General features: G+C 68.4%; 35 protein-coding genes. 1 reads left to right on the top strand and 34 read right to left on the bottom strand.

Features of this window, described 5'->3' with window-relative positions; all coding sequences use genetic code 11:
* Positions 1 to 82 precede the first annotated feature (82 nt).
* Entirely contained in the window at positions 83 to 1,210 is a 1,128-nt protein-coding gene (locus D7147_RS31540) for a hypothetical protein (protein WP_120684299.1), read from the top strand.
* 15 nt (positions 1,211 to 1,225) lie between these two features.
* Here the strand turns inward: D7147_RS31540 and truA are convergent, their stop codons facing one another.
* The 34 genes from truA to tuf form a co-directional block, all read right to left on the bottom strand.
* Positions 1,226 to 2,056 carry a tRNA pseudouridine(38-40) synthase TruA gene (gene truA, locus D7147_RS31535; protein WP_120684297.1) on the bottom strand — a complete coding sequence of 277 codons (831 nt, stop codon included), beginning with the start codon at positions 2,054 to 2,056 and terminating at the stop codon, positions 1,226 to 1,228.
* A gap of 69 nt (positions 2,057 to 2,125) precedes the next feature.
* Positions 2,126 to 2,704 (bottom strand): 50S ribosomal protein L17, encoded by a 579-nt coding sequence (gene rplQ, locus D7147_RS31530; RefSeq protein ID WP_120684295.1) that lies wholly within the window; start codon positions 2,702 to 2,704, stop codon positions 2,126 to 2,128.
* 34 nt (positions 2,705 to 2,738) lie between these two features.
* Entirely contained in the window at positions 2,739 to 3,761 is a 1,023-nt protein-coding gene (locus D7147_RS31525) for a DNA-directed RNA polymerase subunit alpha (RefSeq protein WP_120684293.1), read from the bottom strand.
* A gap of 98 nt (positions 3,762 to 3,859) precedes the next feature.
* Positions 3,860 to 4,486, bottom strand: a complete 627-nt coding sequence (gene rpsD / locus D7147_RS31520) for a 30S ribosomal protein S4 (RefSeq protein ID WP_120684291.1) — start codon at positions 4,484 to 4,486, stop codon at positions 3,860 to 3,862.
* Between the two features lie 13 nt (positions 4,487 to 4,499).
* Positions 4,500 to 4,907 (bottom strand): 30S ribosomal protein S11, encoded by a 408-nt coding sequence (gene rpsK / locus D7147_RS31515; RefSeq protein ID WP_076466649.1) that lies wholly within the window; start codon positions 4,905 to 4,907, stop codon positions 4,500 to 4,502.
* Positions 4,908 to 4,995: 88 nt separating this feature from the next.
* On the bottom strand, positions 4,996 to 5,376 hold the full coding sequence (gene rpsM, locus D7147_RS31510; RefSeq protein ID WP_076466650.1) for a 30S ribosomal protein S13: 381 nt from the start codon (positions 5,374 to 5,376) through the stop codon (positions 4,996 to 4,998).
* A gap of 260 nt (positions 5,377 to 5,636) precedes the next feature.
* A complete protein-coding gene (rpmJ, locus tag D7147_RS31505; RefSeq protein WP_043965539.1) occupies positions 5,637 to 5,750 on the bottom strand; it encodes a 50S ribosomal protein L36 in 114 nt (37 codons plus the stop codon).
* A gap of 92 nt (positions 5,751 to 5,842) precedes the next feature.
* Positions 5,843 to 6,064: a translation initiation factor IF-1 gene (gene infA / locus D7147_RS31500; RefSeq protein WP_007073013.1), complete on the bottom strand. Its 222-nt coding sequence runs from the start codon at positions 6,062 to 6,064 to the stop codon at positions 5,843 to 5,845.
* Between the two features lie 251 nt (positions 6,065 to 6,315).
* Positions 6,316 to 6,816, bottom strand: a complete 501-nt coding sequence (locus D7147_RS31495; protein WP_120684341.1) for a DUF1707 SHOCT-like domain-containing protein — start codon at positions 6,814 to 6,816, stop codon at positions 6,316 to 6,318.
* A 173-nt stretch (positions 6,817 to 6,989) separates the two neighbouring features.
* Positions 6,990 to 7,841 (bottom strand): type I methionyl aminopeptidase, encoded by an 852-nt coding sequence (map, locus tag D7147_RS31490; RefSeq protein ID WP_120684289.1) that lies wholly within the window; start codon positions 7,839 to 7,841, stop codon positions 6,990 to 6,992.
* A gap of 88 nt (positions 7,842 to 7,929) precedes the next feature.
* Positions 7,930 to 8,583 carry an adenylate kinase gene (locus D7147_RS31485; RefSeq protein WP_120684288.1) on the bottom strand — a complete coding sequence of 218 codons (654 nt, stop codon included), beginning with the start codon at positions 8,581 to 8,583 and terminating at the stop codon, positions 7,930 to 7,932.
* Positions 8,584 to 9,912, bottom strand: a complete 1,329-nt coding sequence (secY, locus tag D7147_RS31480; protein WP_120684286.1) for a preprotein translocase subunit SecY — start codon at positions 9,910 to 9,912, stop codon at positions 8,584 to 8,586.
* A gap of 233 nt (positions 9,913 to 10,145) precedes the next feature.
* Entirely contained in the window at positions 10,146 to 10,589 is a 444-nt protein-coding gene (rplO, locus tag D7147_RS31475) for a 50S ribosomal protein L15 (protein ID WP_120684284.1), read from the bottom strand.
* Positions 10,589 to 10,771, bottom strand: a complete 183-nt coding sequence (gene rpmD / locus D7147_RS31470; protein ID WP_120684282.1) for a 50S ribosomal protein L30 — start codon at positions 10,769 to 10,771, stop codon at positions 10,589 to 10,591. Before rpmD ends, rplO begins: the two co-directional genes overlap by 1 nt.
* Positions 10,771 to 11,385 carry a 30S ribosomal protein S5 gene (gene rpsE, locus D7147_RS31465; RefSeq protein WP_120684280.1) on the bottom strand — a complete coding sequence of 205 codons (615 nt, stop codon included), beginning with the start codon at positions 11,383 to 11,385 and terminating at the stop codon, positions 10,771 to 10,773. Before rpsE ends, rpmD begins: the two co-directional genes overlap by 1 nt.
* Positions 11,386 to 11,418: 33 nt before the next feature.
* Positions 11,419 to 11,808: a 50S ribosomal protein L18 gene (gene rplR / locus D7147_RS31460; RefSeq protein WP_120684278.1), complete on the bottom strand. Its 390-nt coding sequence runs from the start codon at positions 11,806 to 11,808 to the stop codon at positions 11,419 to 11,421.
* Positions 11,805 to 12,347: a 50S ribosomal protein L6 gene (gene rplF / locus D7147_RS31455; RefSeq protein ID WP_120684276.1), complete on the bottom strand. Its 543-nt coding sequence runs from the start codon at positions 12,345 to 12,347 to the stop codon at positions 11,805 to 11,807. The genes rplR and rplF overlap by 4 nt, the downstream gene beginning before the upstream one ends.
* A gap of 16 nt (positions 12,348 to 12,363) precedes the next feature.
* Positions 12,364 to 12,771: a 30S ribosomal protein S8 gene (gene rpsH, locus D7147_RS31450; protein ID WP_120684274.1), complete on the bottom strand. Its 408-nt coding sequence runs from the start codon at positions 12,769 to 12,771 to the stop codon at positions 12,364 to 12,366.
* A 96-nt stretch (positions 12,772 to 12,867) separates the two neighbouring features.
* Positions 12,868 to 13,053 (bottom strand): type Z 30S ribosomal protein S14, encoded by a 186-nt coding sequence (locus D7147_RS31445; RefSeq protein WP_007073023.1) that lies wholly within the window; start codon positions 13,051 to 13,053, stop codon positions 12,868 to 12,870.
* A gap of 1 nt (position 13,054) precedes the next feature.
* Complete coding sequence (gene rplE / locus D7147_RS31440) at positions 13,055 to 13,624, bottom strand: 50S ribosomal protein L5 (protein ID WP_120684272.1); 570 nt, start codon at positions 13,622 to 13,624, stop codon at positions 13,055 to 13,057.
* Entirely contained in the window at positions 13,624 to 13,944 is a 321-nt protein-coding gene (gene rplX, locus D7147_RS31435; RefSeq protein WP_187398703.1) for a 50S ribosomal protein L24, read from the bottom strand. The genes rplE and rplX overlap by 1 nt, the downstream gene beginning before the upstream one ends.
* Complete coding sequence (gene rplN / locus D7147_RS31430) at positions 13,941 to 14,309, bottom strand: 50S ribosomal protein L14 (protein ID WP_020520472.1); 369 nt, start codon at positions 14,307 to 14,309, stop codon at positions 13,941 to 13,943. The genes rplX and rplN overlap by 4 nt, the downstream gene beginning before the upstream one ends.
* Before the next feature lie 98 nt (positions 14,310 to 14,407).
* Positions 14,408 to 14,686 (bottom strand): 30S ribosomal protein S17, encoded by a 279-nt coding sequence (gene rpsQ / locus D7147_RS31425; RefSeq protein WP_120684270.1) that lies wholly within the window; start codon positions 14,684 to 14,686, stop codon positions 14,408 to 14,410.
* The gene (rpmC, locus tag D7147_RS31420) at positions 14,683 to 14,919 is read right to left on the bottom strand and encodes a 50S ribosomal protein L29 (protein WP_012015118.1); all 237 of its coding nucleotides are present in this window, start codon (positions 14,917 to 14,919) and stop codon (positions 14,683 to 14,685) included. The genes rpsQ and rpmC overlap by 4 nt, the downstream gene beginning before the upstream one ends.
* Positions 14,919 to 15,344, bottom strand: a complete 426-nt coding sequence (gene rplP / locus D7147_RS31415) for a 50S ribosomal protein L16 (RefSeq protein ID WP_120684268.1) — start codon at positions 15,342 to 15,344, stop codon at positions 14,919 to 14,921. Before rplP ends, rpmC begins: the two co-directional genes overlap by 1 nt.
* A gap of 3 nt (positions 15,345 to 15,347) precedes the next feature.
* Positions 15,348 to 16,205, bottom strand: a complete 858-nt coding sequence (gene rpsC / locus D7147_RS31410; RefSeq protein ID WP_120684266.1) for a 30S ribosomal protein S3 — start codon at positions 16,203 to 16,205, stop codon at positions 15,348 to 15,350.
* Positions 16,205 to 16,660 carry a 50S ribosomal protein L22 gene (gene rplV / locus D7147_RS31405; RefSeq protein ID WP_120684264.1) on the bottom strand — a complete coding sequence of 152 codons (456 nt, stop codon included), beginning with the start codon at positions 16,658 to 16,660 and terminating at the stop codon, positions 16,205 to 16,207. Before rplV ends, rpsC begins: the two co-directional genes overlap by 1 nt.
* A 40-nt stretch (positions 16,661 to 16,700) precedes the next feature.
* A complete protein-coding gene (rpsS, locus tag D7147_RS31400) occupies positions 16,701 to 16,982 on the bottom strand; it encodes a 30S ribosomal protein S19 (RefSeq protein WP_120684262.1) in 282 nt (93 codons plus the stop codon).
* A gap of 15 nt (positions 16,983 to 16,997) precedes the next feature.
* On the bottom strand, positions 16,998 to 17,837 hold the full coding sequence (rplB, locus tag D7147_RS31395; protein ID WP_120684260.1) for a 50S ribosomal protein L2: 840 nt from the start codon (positions 17,835 to 17,837) through the stop codon (positions 16,998 to 17,000).
* 12 nt (positions 17,838 to 17,849) lie between these two features.
* Entirely contained in the window at positions 17,850 to 18,152 is a 303-nt protein-coding gene (gene rplW, locus D7147_RS31390; protein WP_120684258.1) for a 50S ribosomal protein L23, read from the bottom strand.
* Complete coding sequence (gene rplD / locus D7147_RS31385; protein ID WP_120684256.1) at positions 18,149 to 18,799, bottom strand: 50S ribosomal protein L4; 651 nt, start codon at positions 18,797 to 18,799, stop codon at positions 18,149 to 18,151. Before rplD ends, rplW begins: the two co-directional genes overlap by 4 nt.
* A complete protein-coding gene (gene rplC / locus D7147_RS31380; RefSeq protein WP_120684254.1) occupies positions 18,796 to 19,461 on the bottom strand; it encodes a 50S ribosomal protein L3 in 666 nt (221 codons plus the stop codon). The genes rplD and rplC overlap by 4 nt, the downstream gene beginning before the upstream one ends.
* Positions 19,462 to 19,472: 11 nt before the next feature.
* A complete protein-coding gene (gene rpsJ, locus D7147_RS31375) occupies positions 19,473 to 19,781 on the bottom strand; it encodes a 30S ribosomal protein S10 (RefSeq protein ID WP_007073037.1) in 309 nt (102 codons plus the stop codon).
* A 347-nt stretch (positions 19,782 to 20,128) separates the two neighbouring features.
* Positions 20,129 to 21,322 carry an elongation factor Tu gene (gene tuf, locus D7147_RS31370; protein WP_120684252.1) on the bottom strand — a complete coding sequence of 398 codons (1,194 nt, stop codon included), beginning with the start codon at positions 21,320 to 21,322 and terminating at the stop codon, positions 20,129 to 20,131.
* Positions 21,323 to 21,373 lie beyond the last annotated feature (51 nt).

The following is a 21,373-nucleotide window of genomic DNA, read 5'->3' as shown; positions in this document are numbered from 1 at the left end:
GTTGGAAAGGTGACCGAGCAACAGCGCGCCGCATTTTCCGTAATTCCCACCTAAAGGGACAATTGCTCTTACCCTTGGCGACATGGTGTATCGGTACGAGTTCGATGAGGACGCTTTCGTGGACGACCCGGAGCGCGGGTCCGAATCCATGCTCGGCGCCGGTCCGCCTCCGCCGGCCGGGCCCTCCCCGTCCCGCTTCCCGACCCCGTCGCTGCCCCGGACGACCCGGATGGCGCTGCCCGCGCCCGAGCCGCAGCCGTCGTGGGCCGAGGATCCCGCGCCACCGACACTGGCACAAGCCGAGCCTCCCGAACCGCCGCGAGCGGAACAGGTCCGCGAGCAGGTGGCACCGGAGCCGCCCGCACCGGTGCCCGTCCCCCGGGCCGGCGGCGGCCGGCTCTGGCAGGTGGTGGTCGGCGGCGCGGCCGTCCTCGTACTGCTGGCGCTCTGCGGACTCGGCGCGGCCGCCCTGCTCGCCGACCGCACCCCGACGCCGGACGTGACGCCGAGCTATCAGGCCGGCGCCAACCCGTCCGCCGACCCGACCGGGGAGGAGAACCTCGACTCGCGGGACGCCGACCAGGCCCCGCTGACCGCCAAGGAGGTCTTCGCCGGCAAGAAGCTCGTGCTCGACGACGGCCGGACGACGTACGACGTGCTGAAGACACAGTCCAGCGGCAGCTGCGCGGTCGCCGCCACCGACGAGATCGCCGACCTGCTGGTCCGGCTCGGCTGCGACCAGGTCGTACGCGGCACGCTCCGCACTCCCGACGGCGACCACCTCGTCACCACCGGCCTGTTCAACCTCACCGACCGGGCCAGCGCCGAGCGGGCCCGCGACCGGATCCGGCAGCTGCTCGACGAGCGGCAGGGCCGGTTCCGCGGCATGGCGGCCGGCGAGGAGGCCGAGGCGATCGCGACCGCCCCGGCCCGCGTCGGCTGGCAGGTCCGCGGCCACTACCTGGCGTACGCCGTGGTCGCCCGCAGCGACGGCGCAGCGATCAAGTCCGGTGACGAGAAGGTCCGCGAGGTCCTCTACGACATGATCGAGCTGCACCTCAACCAGGGCGTACTACAGCGGCGCGCCGACGGCGGCACCGCGAGCCAGCCCACGGCCGGCCCGTCCGCGACGACCGGCACCCAGGACAGCGTCGACGAGTCGCCGAGCGACGACGAATCGGGGGAGAACGACGAGTCGTCGGGCAACTGACCCGACGATCGGGCCTCAGGCCTCGGCGGGGACCCGCAGCCGGCGGGTGAGCTCCGCACGCTGGGCATACCCGGCCGGGTCCTCCGGATAGCCGACGGCCACCAGGGTCAGCCCGTGCGCGGGCGCCACCGTCACGTGGCTGGAGCGCTCGCGGTGCGAGAGCAGGCTCGCCGGCCACTCCGCCGGGCGTCGGCCGTCCCCGGCGACGAGCATGGCGCCGACCAGGCTGCGGACCATCGCCTGGCAGAACGCGTCGGCCTGCACGGTGGCGACCAGGAGACCGTCCGGTTCCCGCCGCCAGTCCAGCCGGGTCACCTCGCGCAGCGTGGTGGCGTTCTCCTTGCGACGGCAGTACGCGGCGAAGTCGTGCTCCCCCACCAACCCGGCCGACGCGGCGTTGAGCGCGGCCAGGTCGAGCGGTCGCGGCCAGGCCAGGGTCAGGTGACGGTGCAGCGGCTCGGCGCCGTACGGCGCGTCGGTGACCCGGTACTCGTAGCGCCGGAAGGTGGCCGAGAAGCGGGCGTCGAACTCGGCCGGCACCTCGGTGACCGCCCGCACCCGCACATCGCCGGGAAGCAGTCGGGCCAGCCGGCGCAGCAGGGTGGGCTCCCGCTCCCGCCAGACGTCGGACGGCAGGTCCACATGGCACACCTGACCGGTCGCGTGCACGCCGGCGTCGGTACGCCCCGCAACGGTCAGCCCGGTCGCGATACCCGCGCCGAGCAGGAGATCGAGCGCCTCACCCAGTACGCCCGCGACCGTACGCCGGTCGGGCTGCACGGCCCAGCCGGAGAAGTCGGTCCCGTCGTACGACACGTCCAGCCGTAGCCGGGTGCGCCCGTCCACCCTCGTACCTCCCTTCACGAGACGGGCCCGACACCCACCAGGGGTGCCGGGCCCGACCAAAGCCCTGGATCAGGCCTTGTTCTCGTTGTTAACGCTGTTCTCCTCGATGGCGAGGTCGCTGTCCTCGCGGGACTCGGCGGTGTCGCCGGACGCCGAGACCGGCGCCTCGGAGTCCTGGTCGGCCGACTCGGAGCGCGGCGACTCCTCCTCGGGCGCGAGCGCCTCGACCTTGTCCTGCTGAGCAGCCTTGCGGGCAGCGGTCTTCTTGTTCGCCTTCGGCTCGGCGACCTGCAGCTCCTCGACCAGCTCGATGATCGCCATCGGCGCGGCGTCACCCTTGCGCGGCCCGGTCTTCACGATCCGGGTGTAGCCACCGTTGCGGTTGGCGTACCGAGGCGCGATCTGGTCGAACAGGGCGTAGACCACGTCCTTGTCCTTGACGACACCCAGCACCCGCCGCCGCGAGGCCAGGTCACCGCGCTTGGCCTTGGTGATGAGCTGCTCGGCCAGCGGGCGCAGCCGCCGGGCCTTCGTCTCGGTGGTCTGGATCTTGCCGTGCTGGAACAGCGCGGTGGCCAGGTTGGCCAGCATCAGCCGCTCGTGCGCGGGGCTGCCGCCGAGGCGGGGACCCTTGGTGGGCGTGGGCATTCTCGGTGCTCCTCAGATGTGGCGGCAGCGCGGACTAGAGCTGCTCGGTCTCGCGGTAGTCGTCGGTGTCGTAGTCGGCCTCGCCGAAGGCGTCCACGACGTGCGCCGGGTCGAAGTTCGGAGCCGAGTCCTTCAGCCCCAGACCCATCCCGGCGAGCTTCATCTTGACCTCGTCGATCGACTTCTGGCCGAAGTTCCGGATGTCGAGGAGGTCGGCCTCGGTACGCCCGATGAGCTCACCAACGGTGTTGATGCCCTCGCGCTTGAGGCAGTTGTAGGAGCGGACGGTGAGGTCCAGCTCCTCGATCGGCAGGGCCAGATCCGCAGCCAGCTGGGCGTCCTGCGGCGACGGGCCGATGTCGATGCCCTCGGCCGTCTCGTCCAGCTCCCGGGCCAGCCCGAAGAGCTCCACGAGCGTGGAACCCGCGGAGGCCAGCGCCGTACGCGGGCCCATCGACGGCTTGGTCTCGACGTCGATGATCAGCCGGTCGAAGTCGGTCCGCTGCTCGACACGGGTCGCCTCGACGCGGTAGGTGACCTTCAGCACCGGCGAGTAGATCGAGTCGACCGGGATCCGGCCGATCTCGGCACCCGCCTGCTTGTTCTGCGCCGCCGTGACGTAACCCCGGCCCCGCTCGACGGTCAGCTCCATGTCGAGCCGGCCCTTGCCGTTCAGGGTGGCGAGCTTCAGGTCCGGGTTGTGCACCGAGACGCCGGCCGGCGGCTGGATGTCGCCCGCCGTCACGTCGCCCGGGCCCTGCTTGCGCAGGTACATGCTGACCGGCTCGTCGTGCTCGGAGCTCACGCAGAGCTCCTTGATGTTCATGACGAGCTCGACCACGTCCTCCTTGACACCGGGGATCGTGGTGAACTCGTGCAGCACGCCGTCGATCTTGATCGACGTCACCGCCGCGCCCGGGATCGACGACAGCAGCGTACGCCGCAGCGAGTTGCCCAGGGTGTAGCCGAAGCCCGGCTCGAGCGGCTCGATGGTGAACCGGGAGCGGGTCTCGTTGATCGACTCTTCGGAGAGAGACGGTCGCTGGCTGATGAGCATTTCTTCTCTTCTCTTCCGGGACGCCCGCTATTTGACGCCCACGACACAAAGTGTTCCGGTGGCCCGCCCCGATCGGGGCGGGCCACCGCAACGAGCCCTTACTTGGAGTAGAGCTCGACGATCAGCTGCTCCTGGACCTGGGTGTCGATCACCTGACGGGCCGGGAGGGAGTGCACGAGGATCTTCATCTGGCTGGGGATCGCCTCCAGCCAGGCCGGAACCGACTTCGAGCCGGCCTCGGCCTGCGCCACGATGAACGGGGTGAGCTCCTTGCTCTTCACCCGAACCTCGATGATGTCGTGCTCCTTCACGCGGAACGACGGGATGTCGACCTTCTTGCCGTTCACCGTGAAGTGGCCGTGCTTGACGAGCTGGCGGGCCATGTCGCGGGACTTGGCGTAGCCGGCCCGGTAGACCACGTTGTCCAGCCGCGACTCGAGGATCTGCAGGAGGACCTCACCGGTCTTCGCCTGCTTGCCCACGGCCTCTTCGTAGTAGCCGCGGAACTGCTTCTCGAGCACGCCGTAGACCCGACGGGCCTTCTGCTTCTCACGGAGCTGGAGCAGGTACTCCGTCTCCTTCGTGCGGCCGCGGCCGTGCTGCCCGGGCGGGAACGGCCGGGACTCGAACGGGCACTTCGGGCCATCGCACTTGCTGCCCTTGAGGAACAGCTTCATCTTCTCCCGCCGGCAACGGCGGCAGTCAGCACCGGTGTAACGAGCCATCTCTCTCTACCTCTCAGACCCGACGACGCTTCGGCGGACGGCATCCGTTGTGCGGCTGCGGGGTGACGTCGGAGATCTGTCCGACCTCCAGCCCGACGGCCTGCAGCGAACGGATGGCGGTCTCCCGGCCGGAGCCGGGGCCCTTGACGAACACGTCGACCTTGCGCATGCCGTGGTCCATCGCCCGACGCGCGGCGGCCTCGGCAGCCAGCTGCGCGGCGAACGGGGTCGACTTGCGGGAGCCCTTGAAACCCACCTGGCCCGCAGAGGCCCAGGAGATGACCGCACCGGTCGGGTCCGTGATGGACACGATGGTGTTGTTGAAGGTGCTCTTGATGTGCGCCTGCCCGTGGGCGACGTTCTTGCGTTCCTTGCGCCGGACCTTCTTGACTGCGGCTCCGGCACGAGCCTTCGGTGGCATAAGTCTTCTGCGCTCCTAGTTGACTTCCCGATACAGGTTGCGGCCTGGCCTAGCTCGGCGGACCCAGACCCGTATTCCGGTCTACGTCTTACTTCTTGCCGGGCTTCTTCTTGCCGGCCACGGTCCGCTTCGGGCCCTTCCGGGTCCGCGCGTTGGTCTTGGTCCGCTGGCCACGCACGGGCAGGCCCCGGCGGTGCCGGATACCCGCGTAGCTGCCGATCTCGACCTTGCGGCGGATGTCAGCGGCGACCTCACGGCGCAGGTCGCCTTCAACCTTGTAGTTGCCCTCGATGTGGTTCCGGAGCTGGACCAGCTCCTCGTCCGTGAGGTCCCGAGCGCGCTTGTCCGGCGAGATGCCGGTGGCGGCGAGCGTCTCCAGGGCGCGGGTGCGGCCCACGCCGAAGATGTAGGTGAGCGCGATCTCCATCCGCTTCTCGCGGGGGAGGTCGACGCCGACTAGACGTGCCATGTGCGGGCGTACTCCTCGTGATGTTGGCGGAGGTCTGGCCCGCCCCACCCCGCTCCGACCCTCACCTGTCCCCGGCGGTTGACGCCGGCGACCGGATGACGGCCGCTGCCCGAGCGGGCCCCGGCCTCCGACCGGGGGTCAGCCACGAGGAAGTACGTCTTGGACGTACCGCTCGCGGCTGGGACGAGCATGTGCTGTGTGCTGTCGGATCTGCGTCCGGGGCGATCCTCACCGGCCATCGTCGTGGCCGGCCGAGGAACTCAGCCCTGGCGCTGCTTGTGGCGCGGGTCGCTGCAGATGACCATGACCCGGCCGTGCCGGCGGATCACCCGGCACTTGTTGCAGATCCTCTTGACGCTCGGCTTGACCTTCACGGTTGCCTTACTTCCCATCAGGCCCGGTGACGCGCCACGCGCGGCCTCGGACGTCGAAGACGGACACGGAGATGTCCCGGCCGTCGTCAGGACTACTTGTAGCGGTAGACGATGCGCCCGCGGGTCAGGTCGTACGGCGAGAGTTCGACGACGACCCGATCCTCCGGCAGGATGCGGATGTAGTGCTGCCGCATCTTGCCGCTGATGTGAGCCAGCACCTTGTGGCCGTTCGCGAGCTCCACGCGGAACATGGCGTTCGGCAGGGGCTCGATGACCCGACCTTCGATCTCGATGGCTCCGTCTTTTTTCGGCATGTCCTCCGCTGTCCTGACGTCGGTTGCTCCGGACGGCCCACAACGTCTTACACGGGAAACTGATCAAAATCAGGTAGCCCGCGCCAGCCGCGGCTCCAGCACCCATCGAAGCGCTGATGGGCATGCCGGAGTGGACGCTGTGCGCCGATCAGTCAGTGTACGCCCGCCTGCGCGCCGCCGCCAAACCGACCACCAGCGGGTTCCGCCTATGGAGGAAAGCCGGGCCCGTGGGCCGGGCCGGTACGGGCCGACTAGCGGCGGCGGTCCCGCTTCGCTCGCTTGCGCTCGCGCCGGCGTTCCCGCTTCTCCATCCACCGCTGCGGCTCTCCGGCGTTCAGGCCGCCGACCGTTCGGAGCAGCAGGAGCATGCCCCAGGGGCCGGCTACCCAGCCGGGCCAGAAGTAGAGGAGTTCACCGGACGACAGGGACGAAATCACCCAGACCCCTACGGTGACCGGCACCACCTGGAGGTACGGCATCCAGACCTGGAGCAGCCAGCGTCCGGTCGGCGCACGGTCGACCGGCGGCGTCCCGGCCATCACCGGCGCGGCGGTGGGCACCGACAACTGCGCCTCCGCCCGAGGTGTGACCGCCGGGAGATCGGTCAGCAACACGTCCAGTTCCCCGTAGGTCCGAGCCCCGTAGGCCCGCTGGAGGCGCTCGTCGTACTCATGCAGATCCAGCCGGCCCTCGTCCAACGCCACCCGCAGCCGATCGGCAACCGCCTGGCGATCGGAATCGGCGGCCCGCATCTCGTTGCGCCCCTCCACGCCCGCGAGCATGCCACGCATACGCCAATCAGACGAGACCCACGAGCTTGCCGCCGCAGGCGTCCCAATCGCTGTGGCGAGGCCGCCGCGGCCGGCTTGATCGTCACCACGGGTCGGAGCCGCCGGGTCCCGGCGTACGGAGCCGACGAGCGGGGTCAGGCGGTCGGTGAGTCGGCGGGCTGGCGAGCCGTGACCAGATCGCCCAGCCGGGCCCGGCCGCCGTCCTCAGCGGTCAGCACCCACACCCCGTCGGGCAGCAGGGCCATGGTGTGCTCGACGTGCGCCGCCATCGACCCGTCCCGGGTCACCACGGTCCAGCCGTCCGACAGCTCGGCCGTACGGGGCGAACCCATGGTGATCATCGGTTCGATCGCCAGCGCCATGCCGGCCACCAGCCGCGGCCCCTTGCCCGGCCGCCCGTGGTTGAGCACGTGCGGATCCTGGTGCATCTCGGTGCCGATGCCGTGGCCGCCGTAGCCGTCGACGATGCCGTACCGCCCACCGCGGCGCACCGCCTTCTCCACCGCCGCCGAGATGTCGGTGAGCCGTCCCCGGCCGTTCGCCGCCCCGCGGGCCGCGGCGGCGATCCCGGCCCACATCGCGTCCTCGGCCACCGCCGCCATCTTGAGCAGCGCCGGGTCGACGTCGCCGACTCCCACGGTGATCGCCGAGTCGCCGTGCCAGCCGTCGAGCACCGCACCGCAGTCGATGGAGATCAGATCGCCGTCGCGGAGCAGCTGGCCGGACGCCGGGATGGCGTGCACCACCTGCTCGTTGACGGAGGAGCAGATCGAGGCCGGGAAGCCGTGGTAGCCCTTGAACGACGGGACGGCGCCCGCGTCGCGGATCGTCGACTCGGCGATGGCGTCCAGGTCGGCCGTGCTGACCCCGGGAGCGACCGCCTCCCTCATCCGCCGCAGCGCTTCGGCGACCACCAGACCGGCGGCCCGCATCTTCACGATCTGCTCGGGGGTCTTCAGCTGGATGTCCAGCTGGGGACGACGCATGGAGCGATTACCTTTCGTTGCCGAGACAGCGGGGTACGCCGGACGTACCCCGCTGTTCGCACTCTATCCACCGGCGAGCCGGCGAACCTCAGCCGCCGTAGGACCGGAGGGCGTCGATGGCACGGACGGTGACGTCCTCCACCGGGCCCGTGGCGTCGATCCCGACCAGCTTGCCCTGGGCGCCGTAGTAGTCGACCAACGGCGCGGTCTTGTCTGCGTACTCCCGCAGCCGGGTGGCGATGGTCTCCGGCTTGTCGTCGTCCCGCTGGAACAGCTCGGCGCCGCACCGGTCGCAGATGCCCTCGCGGGTGGTGGCGTCGAACTCGACGTGCCAGATCTTGCCGCAGCCCCGGCAGGTCCGGCGGCCGGAGAGCCGCCGGATCACCTCGTCGTCGTCGACGACCAGTTCGAGCACCACGTCCAGGGCGGTACCCAGGTCGGCGAGGAGCTTGTCCAGCGCGGCCGCCTGCGGGGTCGTACGCGGGAACCCGTCGAGCAGGAAGCCCTCGCTGGCGTCCGGCTCGGCGAGCCGGTCCCGGACCATGTTGATGGTGACCTCGTCCGGTACCAGCTCGCCGGCGTCCATGTACCGCTTCGCCTCGACGCCCAACGGGGTGCCCTGGGACACGTTCGACCGGAAGATGTCGCCGGTCGAGATCTTCGGCACCGCGAGATGGGCGGCGATGAACTCGGCCTGTGTGCCCTTACCCGCGCCCGGCGGGCCAACCAAGACGAGTCTCATCTACCGCAGGAACCCTTCGTAGTTCCGCTGCATCAGTTGGCTCTCGATCTGCTTCACGGTCTCCAGACCGACGCCGACCATGATCAGCACAGCGGTACCACCGAACGGGAAGTTCTGGTACTGCTGGTTGTCGAGCCAGATGAAGAAGAAGTTCGGCAGGATCGAGACGATGCCCAGGTAGAGCGCGCCCGGAAGGGTGATCCGGCTGAGGATGAAGTCCAGGTAGTCGGCCGTCGGCTTGCCCGGGCGGATGCCCGGCACGAACCCGCCGTACTTCTTCATGTTGTCCGCGACCTCGGTCGGGTTGAACGTGATCGAGACGTAGAAGTACGTGAAGAAGATGATCAGCAGGAAGTAGACCGCGATGTAGATCGGGCTGTCGGGCGCCACCAGGTTGTTCTGGATCCACGCCTGAGTCTTGCCCGGGTTCGTCTGGTCGAAGAACTGCAGGGCGAGCTGCGGCAGGTAGAGCAGCGACGAGCCGAAGATGACCGGGATGACACCCGCCTGGTTGACCTTCAGCGGGATGTAGGTCGAGGTGCCGCCGTACATCCGCCGGCCGATCATGCGCTTGGCGTACTGCACCGGGATCCGGCGCTGCGCCTGCTCGATGAAGGTGACGGCGGTGATGACGACCAGGACCAGGGCGATGACGAGGAAGAACTTCCACCAGCCCTGCGAGTTCTTGATCTGCCAGCCCTCGCTGGGCAGACGGGCGGCGATCGAGGTGAAGATCAGCACGGACATGCCGTTACCGACGCCGCGGTCGGTGATCAGCTCACCGAGCCACATGACCACACCGGTGCCGGCGGTCATCGTCATGACCAGGACGCTCAGCGTCAGCCAGTCCGGAATGCCGAGACCCTCGGGGATGATCGGGAACTGGTCGCAGCGGTTCTGGAAGAGCTGCCCGGAGCGGGCCAGCGCCACGAACGCCGAGGCCTGGAGGACACCGAGGCCGAGGGTCAGGTAACGGGTGTACTGGGTGATCTTCGCCTGGCCGGCCTGGCCCTCCTTACGCAGCTGCTCGAGCCGTGGGATCACCACGGTCAGCAGCTGAAGGATGATCGACGCGGTGATGTAGGGCATGATGCCCAGCGCGAAGACTGACAGCTGCAGCAGCGCCCCGCCCGAGAACAGGTTGAGCAGGTTCAGCACGCCGGTCGTGTCACCCTGGATCGAGTCGAGGCACTTCTGCACGTTGCCGTACGAGACGCCTGGGCTGGGCAGGGTGGCGCCGAGCCGGTAGATCGCGATGATGCCGACTGTGAACAGCAGCTTCTTGCGCAGGTCAGGCGTACGGAACGCACTGAGAAAGGCGGACAGCAACTTCTTCCTCCTGCGCGAGGCGGGCCGCCGGTTGTCCCTGGCGGTTCGGGGTGGGTGCCGGGCGAGTGCCCGATATCCATGGCTGGGAAGGGACTCTAACAGTCCAATCCCGCTCCGGGCAGATGTGCCCGGCTACATAAACCGAATCCGATATTACTGGGCGCACACGTCCCAGGTAGACCATGGCGCCCGCCAGTTGGTCACAACTGGACGGGCGCCATGGGTCACATGCCTTACAGCTCGGTGACCGAGCCACCGGCGGCGGCGATCTTCTCCTTGGCCGACGCGCTGAACGCGTGCGCCGACACCTGAAGGTTCACTCCACCGAGGTCCCCGGTACCGAGAACCTTCACCGGCTGCCCCTTGCGGACGGCGCCGGCGTCGACCAGCTCCTGCGGGCCGACCTGGCCGCCGTTCGGGAAGAGCTCGGCGAGCCGCTCCAGGTTGACCACCTGGAACGTCACCTTGAACTTGTTCTTGAAGCCCTTCAGCTTCGGCAGGCGCATGTGGATGGGCATCTGCCCACCCTCGAACGCCGCCGAGATGTTCTTACGGGCCTTAGAACCCTTGGTACCGCGGCCGGCGGTCTTGCCCTTGGAGCCCTCACCGCGACCCACACGGGTCTTCGCGGTCTTGGCCCCCGGCGCCGGGCGCAGGTGGTGGACCTTGATCGTCATTACTCGACCTCCTCGACCTTCACGAGGTGGCTCACAGTGAAGATCATGCCGCGGATCTCGGGCCGGTCCTCCTTGACCACCACGTCGTTGATCCGCTTGAGACCGAGCGAGCGCAGCGAGTGCCGCTGGTTCTGCTTGGTCCCGATCTCGGATCGGACCTGGGTGACCTTAAGCCGTGCCATCAGGAAGCCACCCCCGCCCGCGCAGCAAGCATGGCGGCCGGCGCGACGTCCTCCACCGGCAGGCCACGACGGCTGGCGACAGCCTCCGGCGACTCAAGCGCCTTCAGGGCCGCCACGGTGGCGTGCACGATGTTGATCGGGTTGGACGAGCCGAGGCTCTTGGAGAGCACGTCGTGGATGCCCGCGCACTCCAGCACGGCACGCACCGGCCCACCGGCGATGACACCGGTACCGGCCGAGGCCGGCTTGAGCAGCACGACGCCGGCCGCGTCCTCACCCTGCACCGGGTGCGGGATCGACTGGCCGATCCGCGGCACCTTGAAGAAGTGCTTCTTGGCCTCCTCGACACCCTTGGCGATCGCCGCGGGCACCTCCTTGGCCTTTCCGTAGCCCACGCCGACCGTGCCGTCGCCGTCGCCCACGATCACCAGGGCGGTGAAGCTGAAGCGACGACCACCCTTCACGACCTTGGCGACGCGGTTGATCGCGACGACCCGCTCAAGGTGCGGGGTCTTCTCGACGGGCGCGTTTCCGCGGCCGCCCTCACGGCGGTTGTCGCGGCGACCACCCTCGTTGCCACCGGACCCGCCGCCACGGCGCTGTTGACCTGGCATCAGCAGCCTTCCTTCTCTCTCGTGACGGGGTTACTAGAAGTCGAGCCCGGCTTCGCGGGCGGCATCGGCAAGCGCGGCGACCCGCCCCGCGTACCGGCTGCCGCCGCGGTCGAAGACGACCTTGGAAACGCCGGCGGCCTTGGCCCGCTCGGCGAGCAGGGCGCCCACCTTGCCGGCGAGGGCGCTCTTGTCGCCCTCGGCACCGCGCAGCGAGGCGTCCATCGTCGACGCCGACGCCAGGGTGTGACCCTTGTTGTCGTCGACGACCTGGGCGACGATGTGCCGCAGCGAACGGGTGACGACCAGGCGCGGACGCTCGGCCGTACCACTGACGTTCTTGCGGACCCGGAAGTGCCGACGCGCACGCCCGACGGCGCGCTTGGCGGCGACGCCGCGGCGGCGCTTGAGCAGCGTGGCGCTCACTTCTTACCTGCCTTTCCGGCCTTGCGGCGGATGACCTCGCCCTGGTACTTGATGCCCTTGCCCTTGTAGGGCTCCGGCGGGCGGATCTTCCGGATGTTGGCGGCGATCTCGCCGACCTGCTGCTTGTCGATGCCGGCGATGTGGAACAGCGTCGGACGCTCCACCGTGAAGGTGATTCCGTCCGGCGCGGTCACCACGACCGGGTGCGAGAAGCCGAGCGCGAACTCCAGGTCCTTGCCCTTGGCCGTCACCCGGTAACCGGTGCCGTTGATCTCCAGGCTCTTCCGGTAGCCCTCGGTGACGCCGACGATCATGTTGGCGACCAGGGTACGGCTGAGGCCGTGCAGTTCCTTCGACTTGCGCTCGTCGTCCGGGCGGTTGACGGACAGCTGACCGTCCTCGCTCCGCTCGGCGCGGATCGGCTCGGCGAGGGTGTGCGCCAGCTCGCCCTTCGGGCCCTTGACCTTGACGGTCTGCCCGTCGATCGTGACGTCGACGCCGGACGGCACCGGGATCGACTTACGTCCAATACGCGACATTTCTACCTGTCTCCCGTTACCAGACGAAGGCGAGGACTTCCCCGCCAACGCTCCGCTTGCGGGCCTGCCGGTCAGTGAGCAGCCCCTGGGACGTCGAAATGATCGCCACGCCCAGTCCGCCGAGCACCCGAGGAAGCTCGCCCGACTTGGCGTACACCCGCAGTCCGGGCTTGGACACCCGCTTGATCCCGGCCAGGCTCCGCTCCCGGTTCTGGCCGTACTTCAGCTCGACGGCCAGTCGCTTGCCGACGGCGCCCTCCTCGGGCTCCTCGACCGACCAGGTGGCGATGTAGCCCTCGGCCTTCAGGACCTCGGCGATGTTCGCCTTGATCTTGGAGTAAGGCATCGTCACCCGGTCGTGGTACGCCTGGTTGGCGTTACGCAGACGCGTGAGCATGTCTGCGATCGGGTCGGTCATCGTCATGGATTTCGTCAACCTTTCTCGCCGGGGTTCCCGCGAATCGGCCGCAGGCCTACGGCGAAGAGACAGTGCAGCTGACGCGCGGAGCGCGCCGGGCTATTACCAGGAAGCCTTGGACACGCCGGGCAGCTCACCGCGGTGGGCCATCTCCCGGATGCACACCCGGCAGAGACCGAACTTGCGGTATACCGCCTTCGGACGCCCGCACCGCTGGCAGCGGGTGTACGCGCGAACCGAGAACTTCGGCTTCGCGGCCGCCTTGAGGATCAGCGCCTTCTTGGCCATCTCAGTTCTCCTTGAACGGGAAGCCCAGGAGCTTGAGCAGCGCCCGGCCCTCGTCGTCGGTCGTGGCGGTGGTGACCACCGTGATGTCCATGCCCCGCTGGCGATCGATCTTGTCCTGGTCGATCTCGTGGAACACCGACTGCTCGGTCAGGCCGAACGTGTAGTTGCCGTGCCCGTCGAGCTTGCGGCCGTCGAGACCGCGGAAGTCGCGGATACGCGGCAGCGCGATCGACAGCAGCCGGTCCAGGAACTCCCACATCCGGTCGCCGCGGAGGGTCACCTTCGCGCCGATCGGCATGCCCTCGCGGAGCTTGAACTGCGCGATGGACTTGGTCGCCCGCCGCACCTGCGGCTTCTGGCCGGTGATGGTGGCCAGGTCGCGGACGGCGCCGTCGATCAGCTTGGCGTCCCGGGCGGCCTCGCCGACACCCATGTTGACGACGATCTTGACCAGCCGCGGCACCTGCATCGGGTTGCCGTAGTCGTACTGCTCGCGCAGCTTGGCCACGATCTCGCTGCGGTACCGCTCCTTCAGACGCGGAGTGGTGTTGGTTTCGGTAGCCGTGGTCATCAGAGGTCCTTACCGGTGCTACGCGCGATGCGGACCTTCTGGCCGTTGTCGTCGATCCGGTAACCGACACGGGTCGGCTTGCCGTCGGAGTCCACGACCATCACGTTCGAGACGTTGATCGGGGCCTCCTGGGTGACGATGCCACCGGTCTTGGCGCCGCGCTGGGTGGTGCTGATGCGGGTGTGCTTCTTGACCCGGTTCACGCCCTCGACCAGGACCTTGTCCTGCCGCGGGTAGGCCGCGATGACCTTGCCCTTGGCACCCTTGTCCTTGCCGGCGATGACGACGACCGTGTCGCCCTTCTTGACCTTCACGGTCACAACACCTCCGGCGCGAGGGAAATGATCTTCATGAACCGCTTGTCCCGCAGCTCCCGACCGACCGGGCCGAAGATACGGGTACCGCGCGGGTCGCCACCATCCTTGATGATGACGGCGGCGTTCTCGTCGAAGCGGATGTACGACCCGTCCGGACGCCGCTTCTCCTTGACGGTGCGAACGACGACCGCCTTGACGACGTCGCCCTTCTTCACACCGGCACCCGGGATCGCGTCCTTGACGGTGGCCACGATGACGTCGCCGATGCTCGCGTAGCGCCGACCGGAGCCACCGAGAACCCGGATGCACAGGATCTCCCGGGCACCCGTGTTGTCGGCGACGCGCAGTCGCGACTCCTGCTGAATCACGTCTATCTCCTATGTCTGCCGGTTCTCCGGCCGCCGTAGCGGCCGGAGCCTGGCGGAACCCGCGCCCGACGCGACGTCGGGCGAGCTCGAAGCCTTCGCTACTTGGCCTTTTCCAGGATCTCCACGAGCCGCCAGCGCTTGGTGGCGGAGAGCGGCCGGGTCTCCATGATCAGGACCCGGTCGCCGATGCCGGCGCTGTTCTGCTCGTCGTGCGCCTTCAGCTTGCTGGTACGACGCATGATCTTGCCGTACAGCGCGTGCTTGACGCGGTCCTCGACCTCGACGACGACGGTCTTGTCCATCTTGTCGCTGACCACCAGACCCTCGCGGACCTTGCGGCGGCCCCGGGTCTCGGTGGTGGTGGTGTTCTCGCTCATCCTGCAGTCACCTCAGTCGGCGCGGCCGAGAGCCCCAGCTCGCGCTCGCGCATGATCGTGTAGATCCGGGCGATCTCCCGACGGATGACCTGCAGCCGCCGGTTGTTGTCCAGCTGACCGGTTGCGGCCTGCACGCGGAGGTTGAACAGCTCCGCCTTGGCCTCCCGCAGCTTCGTGACCAGCTCCTCCTCGGAGAGCTCACGCAGCTCGGCGGCCTTAACGCCCGCTGCCATCAGGACTCACCCACTTCGCGCGTCACAATGCGGCACTTCATCGGGAGCTTGTGGATCGCGCGACGCATCGCCTCTCGCGCAATCTGCTCGTTGGGGAAGGACATCTCGAAGAGAATCCGCCCCGGCTTCACGTTGGAGACCCACCACTCGGTCGAACCCTTACCGGAACCCATCCGGGTTTCGGCCGGCTTCTTGGTGAGCGCCTGGTCCGGGAAGATCGTGATCCAGACCTTGCCGCCACGCTTGATGTGACGGGTCATCGCGATACGCGCCGACTCGATCTGCCGGTTGGTCACGTACGCCGGCTCGAGAGCCTGGATCCCGAACTCGCCGAACACCACCCGGTTACCACCCTTGGACGCGCCGTGGCGGTCCGGGTGGTGCGGCTTGCGGAAGCCCTTCGGGGGCTTGCGCGGCATCAGCATCTGTCAGCCCTCCTGCTGCGTTTCTGCCGCGGCGGCGACGGCGGCGGGATCCACCGCGTCACCACTCGGCGTCTCGGCCTGCTGCGCGAGCGTGGTCGCGGCAGCCCGGCCGGCCTCGGTACCGCCGGCGGTGGTGCCGGACGAACCCGACCGACCACGGCGCGGCCGCTCGGGCCGGTCGCCACGGTCACGGCGCGGACGGGACGGACCGGTCTCGGCCGGAGCCTCCCGGCCCGGGACCGCGTCGCCCTTGTAGATCCAGACCTTCACACCGATCCGGCCGAACGTGGTACGGGCCTCGAAGAAGCCGTACTCGATGTTGGCCCGCAGCGTGTGCAGCGGAACCCGGCCCTCGCGGTAGAACTCCGTCCGGCTCATCTCGGCGCCGCCGAGGCGACCCGAGACCTGCACCCGGATGCCCTTGCAGACCGGGTTCTTCATGGCCGACTGCATGGCCTTGCGCATCGCCCGACGGAAGCTGACCCGGCTGGACAGCTGCTCGGCCACGCCCTGCGCGACGAGCTGGGCGTCCGACTCGGGGTTCTTCACCTCGATGATGTTCAGCTGGACCTGCTTGCCGGTCAGCTTCTCGAGCCGGCCCCGGATCTTGTCGGCCTCCGCACCCTTACGGCCGATGACGATGCCCGGCCGGGCGGTGTGGATGTCGACACGGACCCGGTCCCGGGTGCGCTCGATGTCGACCTTGGAGATCCCGGCGCGCTCGAGGCCCTGGGACATCATCCGGCGGATCTTGACGTCCTCGCCGACGTAGTCCTTGTAGAGCTTGTCCGCGAACCAGCGGGACTTCCAGTCGGTCGAGATACCGAGTCGGAACCCGTGCGGGTGAACCTTCTGACCCATTACTCCGCGCCCTCCGTGTTGCTCTGCGTCTCGGCCGGCGCGGCCTTCTTCGCCGGAGCCGTCTTCTTCGCGGCCTTACGCGGCGTGGCCGGCGCGACGGCCTCGACCGCCACCGTGATGTGGCAGGTGCGCTTGCGGATCCGGAACGCCCGACCCTGCGCCCGCGGCTGGAACCGCTTCATCGTCGGGCCCTCGTCCACGAACGCCTCGCTGACGAGCAGCGCGTCGGGGTCCAGCCGCTCGTTGTTCTCCGCGTTGGCGATCGCGCTAGCGAGCACCTTGTACACCTGCTCACTCGCAGCCTGCGGCGCGAACTGCAGCACCGTGAGCGCCTCCTTCGCGGGCAGGCCGCGGACGAGGTTGACCACCCGGCGCGCCTTCATCGGCGAGATGCGCACATGCCGCGCAACCGCCCGCGCGCCCGGAAGCACCGGAGCGTCGCCCTTTCCTGGCATCGCTGTAACCCCTTGATCCTCTATCCGTGTGCCCGCGGCGTCAGCGCCGACGGCTCTTCCGATCGTCCTTCTCGTGACCCTTGAACGTGCGGGTCAAAGCGAACTCGCCGAGCTTGTGCCCGACCATCGCCTCGGTCACGAACACCGGGACGTGCTTGCGTCCGTCGTGCACGGCGATCGTGTGCCCGAGCATGTCCGGGATGATCATCGAGCGGCGCGACCAGGTCTTGATGACGTTCTTGGTTCCCTTGTCGTTCTGCGTCTCCACCTTCTTGAGCAGGTGGTCGTCTACGAACGGGCCCTTCTTCAGGCTGCGAGGCATAAGTCAGCTCTCCTGTTAGCCGCGCTTGCGGGTGGCGTAGCGACGGCGGACGATCAGCCGGTCACTCGGCTGGCCCTTACGGCGGGTGCGGCCCTCGGGCTTACCCTGCGGGTTGACCGGGTGGCGACCACCGGAGGTCTTACCCTCACCACCACCGTGCGGGTGGTCGACCGGGTTCATGGCGACACCACGGACGGTCGGGCGCTTGCCCTTCCACCGCATCCGGCCGGCCTTACCCCAGTTGATGTTCGACTGATCGGCGTTGCCGATCTCGCCGACGCTCGCCCGGCAGCGCACGTCGACCCGCCGGATCTCACCGGAGGGCATACGCAGGGTCGCGTACGCGCCCTCGCGGCCAAGCAGCTGGATGCCGACGCCGGCCGAGCGGGCCAGCTTGGCGCCGCCGCCCGGACGCAGCTCCACGTTGTGGACGGTGGTACCGACCGGGATGTTGCGCAGCGGCAGGTTGTTGCCCGGCTTGATGTCGGCGCTCGGACCCGACTCGACGACGTCGCCCTGCTTCAGGTCCTTCGGCGCGATGATGTAACGCTTCTCGCCGTCGGCGTAGTGCAGCAGCGCGATGCGCGCGGTGCGGTTCGGGTCGTACTCGATGTGCGCGACCTTCGCCGGCACGCCGTCCTTGTCGACCCGCTTGAAGTCGATCAGACGGTACTGCCGCTTGTGGCCGCCACCGTGGTGCCGCGTGGTGATCCGACCGTGGGCGTTGCGACCGCCCTTCTTCGGCAGCGGAGCCAGCAGCGACTTCTCGGGCGTCGACCGGGTGATCTCAGCGAAGTCGGCGACGCTGGAGCCACGCCGGCCCGGCGTCGTCGGCTTGTACTTACGGATAGCCATTGTCTACACCCCTCAGCTGACCGGGCCGCCGAAGGCCTCGATACGGTCACCGTCAGCCAGCTTCACCATCGCCCGCTTGGTGTCCTTGCGCTTGCCGAACCCGTTACGGGTGCGCTTGCGCTTGCCCTCGCGGTTGAGCGTGTTGACCGTCAGGACGCGGACGTTGAAGATCTGCTGGATAGCGATCTTGATCTCGGTCTTGTTCGCGTCCGGGTGCACCTCGAAGGTGTACCAGTTGCGGTTCAGCTCGCTGTAGCTCTTCTCCGAGACGACCGGCGCCACGATGATGTCGCGCGGGTCGGCGATCGTGCTCACTTGCCACCCTCCTCGGTGGTCTCGGCCGGAACGCCCAGGAACTCGTCCAGCGCGTCCTTGGTGAAGACCACGTCGTCGGCCACCAGCACGTCGTACGTGTTGAGCTGGCCGGCCTCGATCAGGTGCACCCGCGGCTCGTTGCGCAGCGACACCCAGTTCAGCTCGTCGGTGCTGCTCAGCACGACGAGGACCCGCCGGGCCTCGGTCAGCTTGGCCAGCGTGACCAGAGCAGCCTTGGTCGACGGCTTCTCGCCCGAGACGAACGCCTCGACGACGTGCACCTGGCCGGCGCGCGCCCGGTCGGAGAGGGCGCCACGCAGAGCGGCGGCCTTCATCTTCTTGGGGGTGCGCTGGCTGTAGTCACGCGGCACGGGACCGTGCACCACGCCACCGCCGGCGAACTGCGGCGCGCGGATCGAGCCCTGGCGGGCACGACCGGTGCCCTTCTGCTTGTAGGGCTTCTTGCCGCCGCCGGCGACCTCGCCGCGGGTCTTGGTCTTGTGCGTGCCCTGCCGGGCCGCCGCCAGCTGTGCCACCACGACCTGGTGCATCAGCGCGACGTTGGCCTGCACGTCGAAGATGTCGGCCGGCAGCTCGACCGAGCCGCTCTTGGCGCCTTCGACGTTGAGGACGTCAACGGTGCTCACTTGGCCACACCGCCCTTCTTCGCCTTGGTCTTGGCCGCCGTACGGACCAGAACCACCGCGCCCTTCGGACCGGGGATGGCACCGCGGACCAGCAGCAGGTTGTTCTCGGTGTCGACCGCCTGGACGGTCAGGTTCTGGACGGTGTAGCGCACGCCACCCATCCGGCCGGCCATCCGGGTGCCCTTGAAGACGCGACCCGGGGTGGCGCAGGCGCCGATCGAGCCGGGCGAGCGGTGCTTGCGCTCGACACCGTGGCTCGCGCGCAGACCGTGGAAGCCGTGCCGCTTCATCGGGCCGGCGTAACCCTTGCCCTTGGTGCGGCCGGTGACGTCGATCGAGACGCCCGCCGGGAACTCCTCGACCGTGACCTCCTGGCCGAGCGAGTAGTCGGCGGCGTCGCTGGTGCGCAGCTCGACGATGTGCCGGCGCGGCGCGACCTCGGCCTTGGCGTAGTGGCCGGTGATCGGCTTCTTCACCTTGCGCGGGTCGATCGTGCCGTAGGCGAGCTGGACCGCGGAGTAACCGTCCTTCTCGGCGCTACGAACCTGGCTGATGACGCACGGGCCGGCCTCGACCACGGTCACCGGAACAACGCGGTTGTTGTCCCAGACCTGGGTCATGCCGAGCTTGGCGCCCAGGATCCCCTTAACTTGCCTGTCCATTTGTCCGGTCCCTACAGCTTGATCTCGATGTCGACGCCAGCCGGCAGGTCGAGGCGCATGAGCGAGTCGACCGTCTTGGGGGTCGGGTCGATGATGTCGATCAGCCGCTTGTGCGTACGCATCTCAAAGTGCTCGCGCGAGTCCTTGTACTTGTGCGGCGAGCGGATGACGCAGAAACGGTTGATCTCCGTGGGCAGCGGCACCGGGCCCGCGACCTGCGCCCCGGTACGCGTCACCGTCTCGACGATCTTCCGAGCCGAGGAGTCGACGACCTCGTGGTCATAGGCCTTGAGCCGGATGCGGATCTTCTGTCCCGCCATGGTGGCTTCTGTTCCTTCTCTCGATGCCGCTGTGTTGCGGGCGCCTGCACCGGCCGGCACAGGCCCACTTCGCCGACCCCCGCGGTCGGGCGTGTCGCGCCCTCGGATCAGGCTCCGCCCCAGACTCCGGAGCGGTCCGACCACGCGGTGGGTCAAGACGCCGAGCGCGATATCGCAACTCGAACGCCGTGCGAGGGGGGTTGGCGGACGGGCCGCCAACCACCCCGCGCTCGACTGTCTCACCATCCGGAGGTTCGGCTCAGCCGAACACGGACGGCGAACTGCCGTTACGCAACCTGACTAGTATGCCGCATGACCTGCGGCCGGTCTAATCGGGGTTACCTAGTTCACTTCATGATCTTGGTGACGAACCCGGCGCCGACGGTGCGGCCACCCTCGCGGATCGCGAACTTGAGGTTCTCCTCCATGGCGATGGGCTGGATCAGCTTCACCGACATCGAGGTGTTGTCACCCGGCATGACCATCTCGGTGCCCTCGGGGAGGGTAACGACACCGGTCACGTCCGTGGTCCGGAAGTAGAACTGCGGACGGTAGTTCTGGAAGAACGGCGTGTGCCGGCCACCCTCCTCCTTGGAGAGGATGTAGACGGTCGCCTCGAACTCGGTGTGCGGGGTCGTGGTGCCCGGCTTGATGACGACCATGCCGCGCTCGACGTCCTCGCGCTTGATGCCACGCAGCAGCAGACCGACGTTCTCACCCGCGCGGGCCTCGTCGAGCAGCTTGCGGAACATCTCGATGCCGGTGACGACCGTCTTCGTCGACTTCTCGCGAATACCGACGATCTCCACCTCCTCGTTCGGCTTGAGCACGCCACGCTCGGCGCGGCCGGTGACGACGGTGCCACGACCGGTGATCGTGAAGACGTCCTCGATCGGCATGAGGAACGGCTTCTCGGTCTCGCGCTCCGGCTGCGGGATCGCGGTGTCGACCGCGGTCATCAGGTCCAGGAGACGCTGGGTCCACTCCGGGTCACCCTCGAGGGCCTTCAGCGCCGAGACCCGGACGACCGGCAGGTCGTCACCCGGGTACTCCTGCGAGGAGAGCAGCTCGCGGACCTCGAGCTCGACGAGCTCCAGGAGCTCCTCGTCGTCGACCATGTCGCTCTTGTTGAGCGCCACGACGATGTACGGCACACCGACCTGACGGGCCAGCAGCACGTGCTCGCGGGTCTGCGGCATCGGGCCGTCGGTCGCCGCGACCACCAGGATCGCGCCGTCCATCTGGGCGGCACCGGTGATCATGTTCTTGATGTAGTCGGCGTGACCGGGGCAGTCGACGTGCGCGTAGTGCCGCGCCTCGGTCTGGTACTCGACGTGCGCGATCGAGATCGTGATGCCGCGGGCCTTCTCCTCCGGCGCCTTGTCGATCTCGTCGAACGGCGTGTACGGGTTCAGGTCCGGGTACTGGTCGTGCAGGACCTTCGTGATGGCCGCCGTCAGCGTCGTCTTACCGTGGTCGATGTGACCAATGGTGCCGATGTTGACGTGCGGCTTAGTCCGCTCGAACTTCGCCTTCGCCACTGGTGTCCTCCTGTGGACTGTTTGGTTCGTACGCCCGGCGCGCCGTTCGGC

This window comes from Micromonospora musae (genome assembly GCF_003626545.1).
Classification (GTDB): Bacteria; Actinomycetota; Actinomycetes; order Mycobacteriales; family Micromonosporaceae; genus Micromonospora; species Micromonospora musae.
Note: the sequence above shows the minus strand (reverse complement) of the source record. Positions and strands in the feature narration are given on the sequence as shown.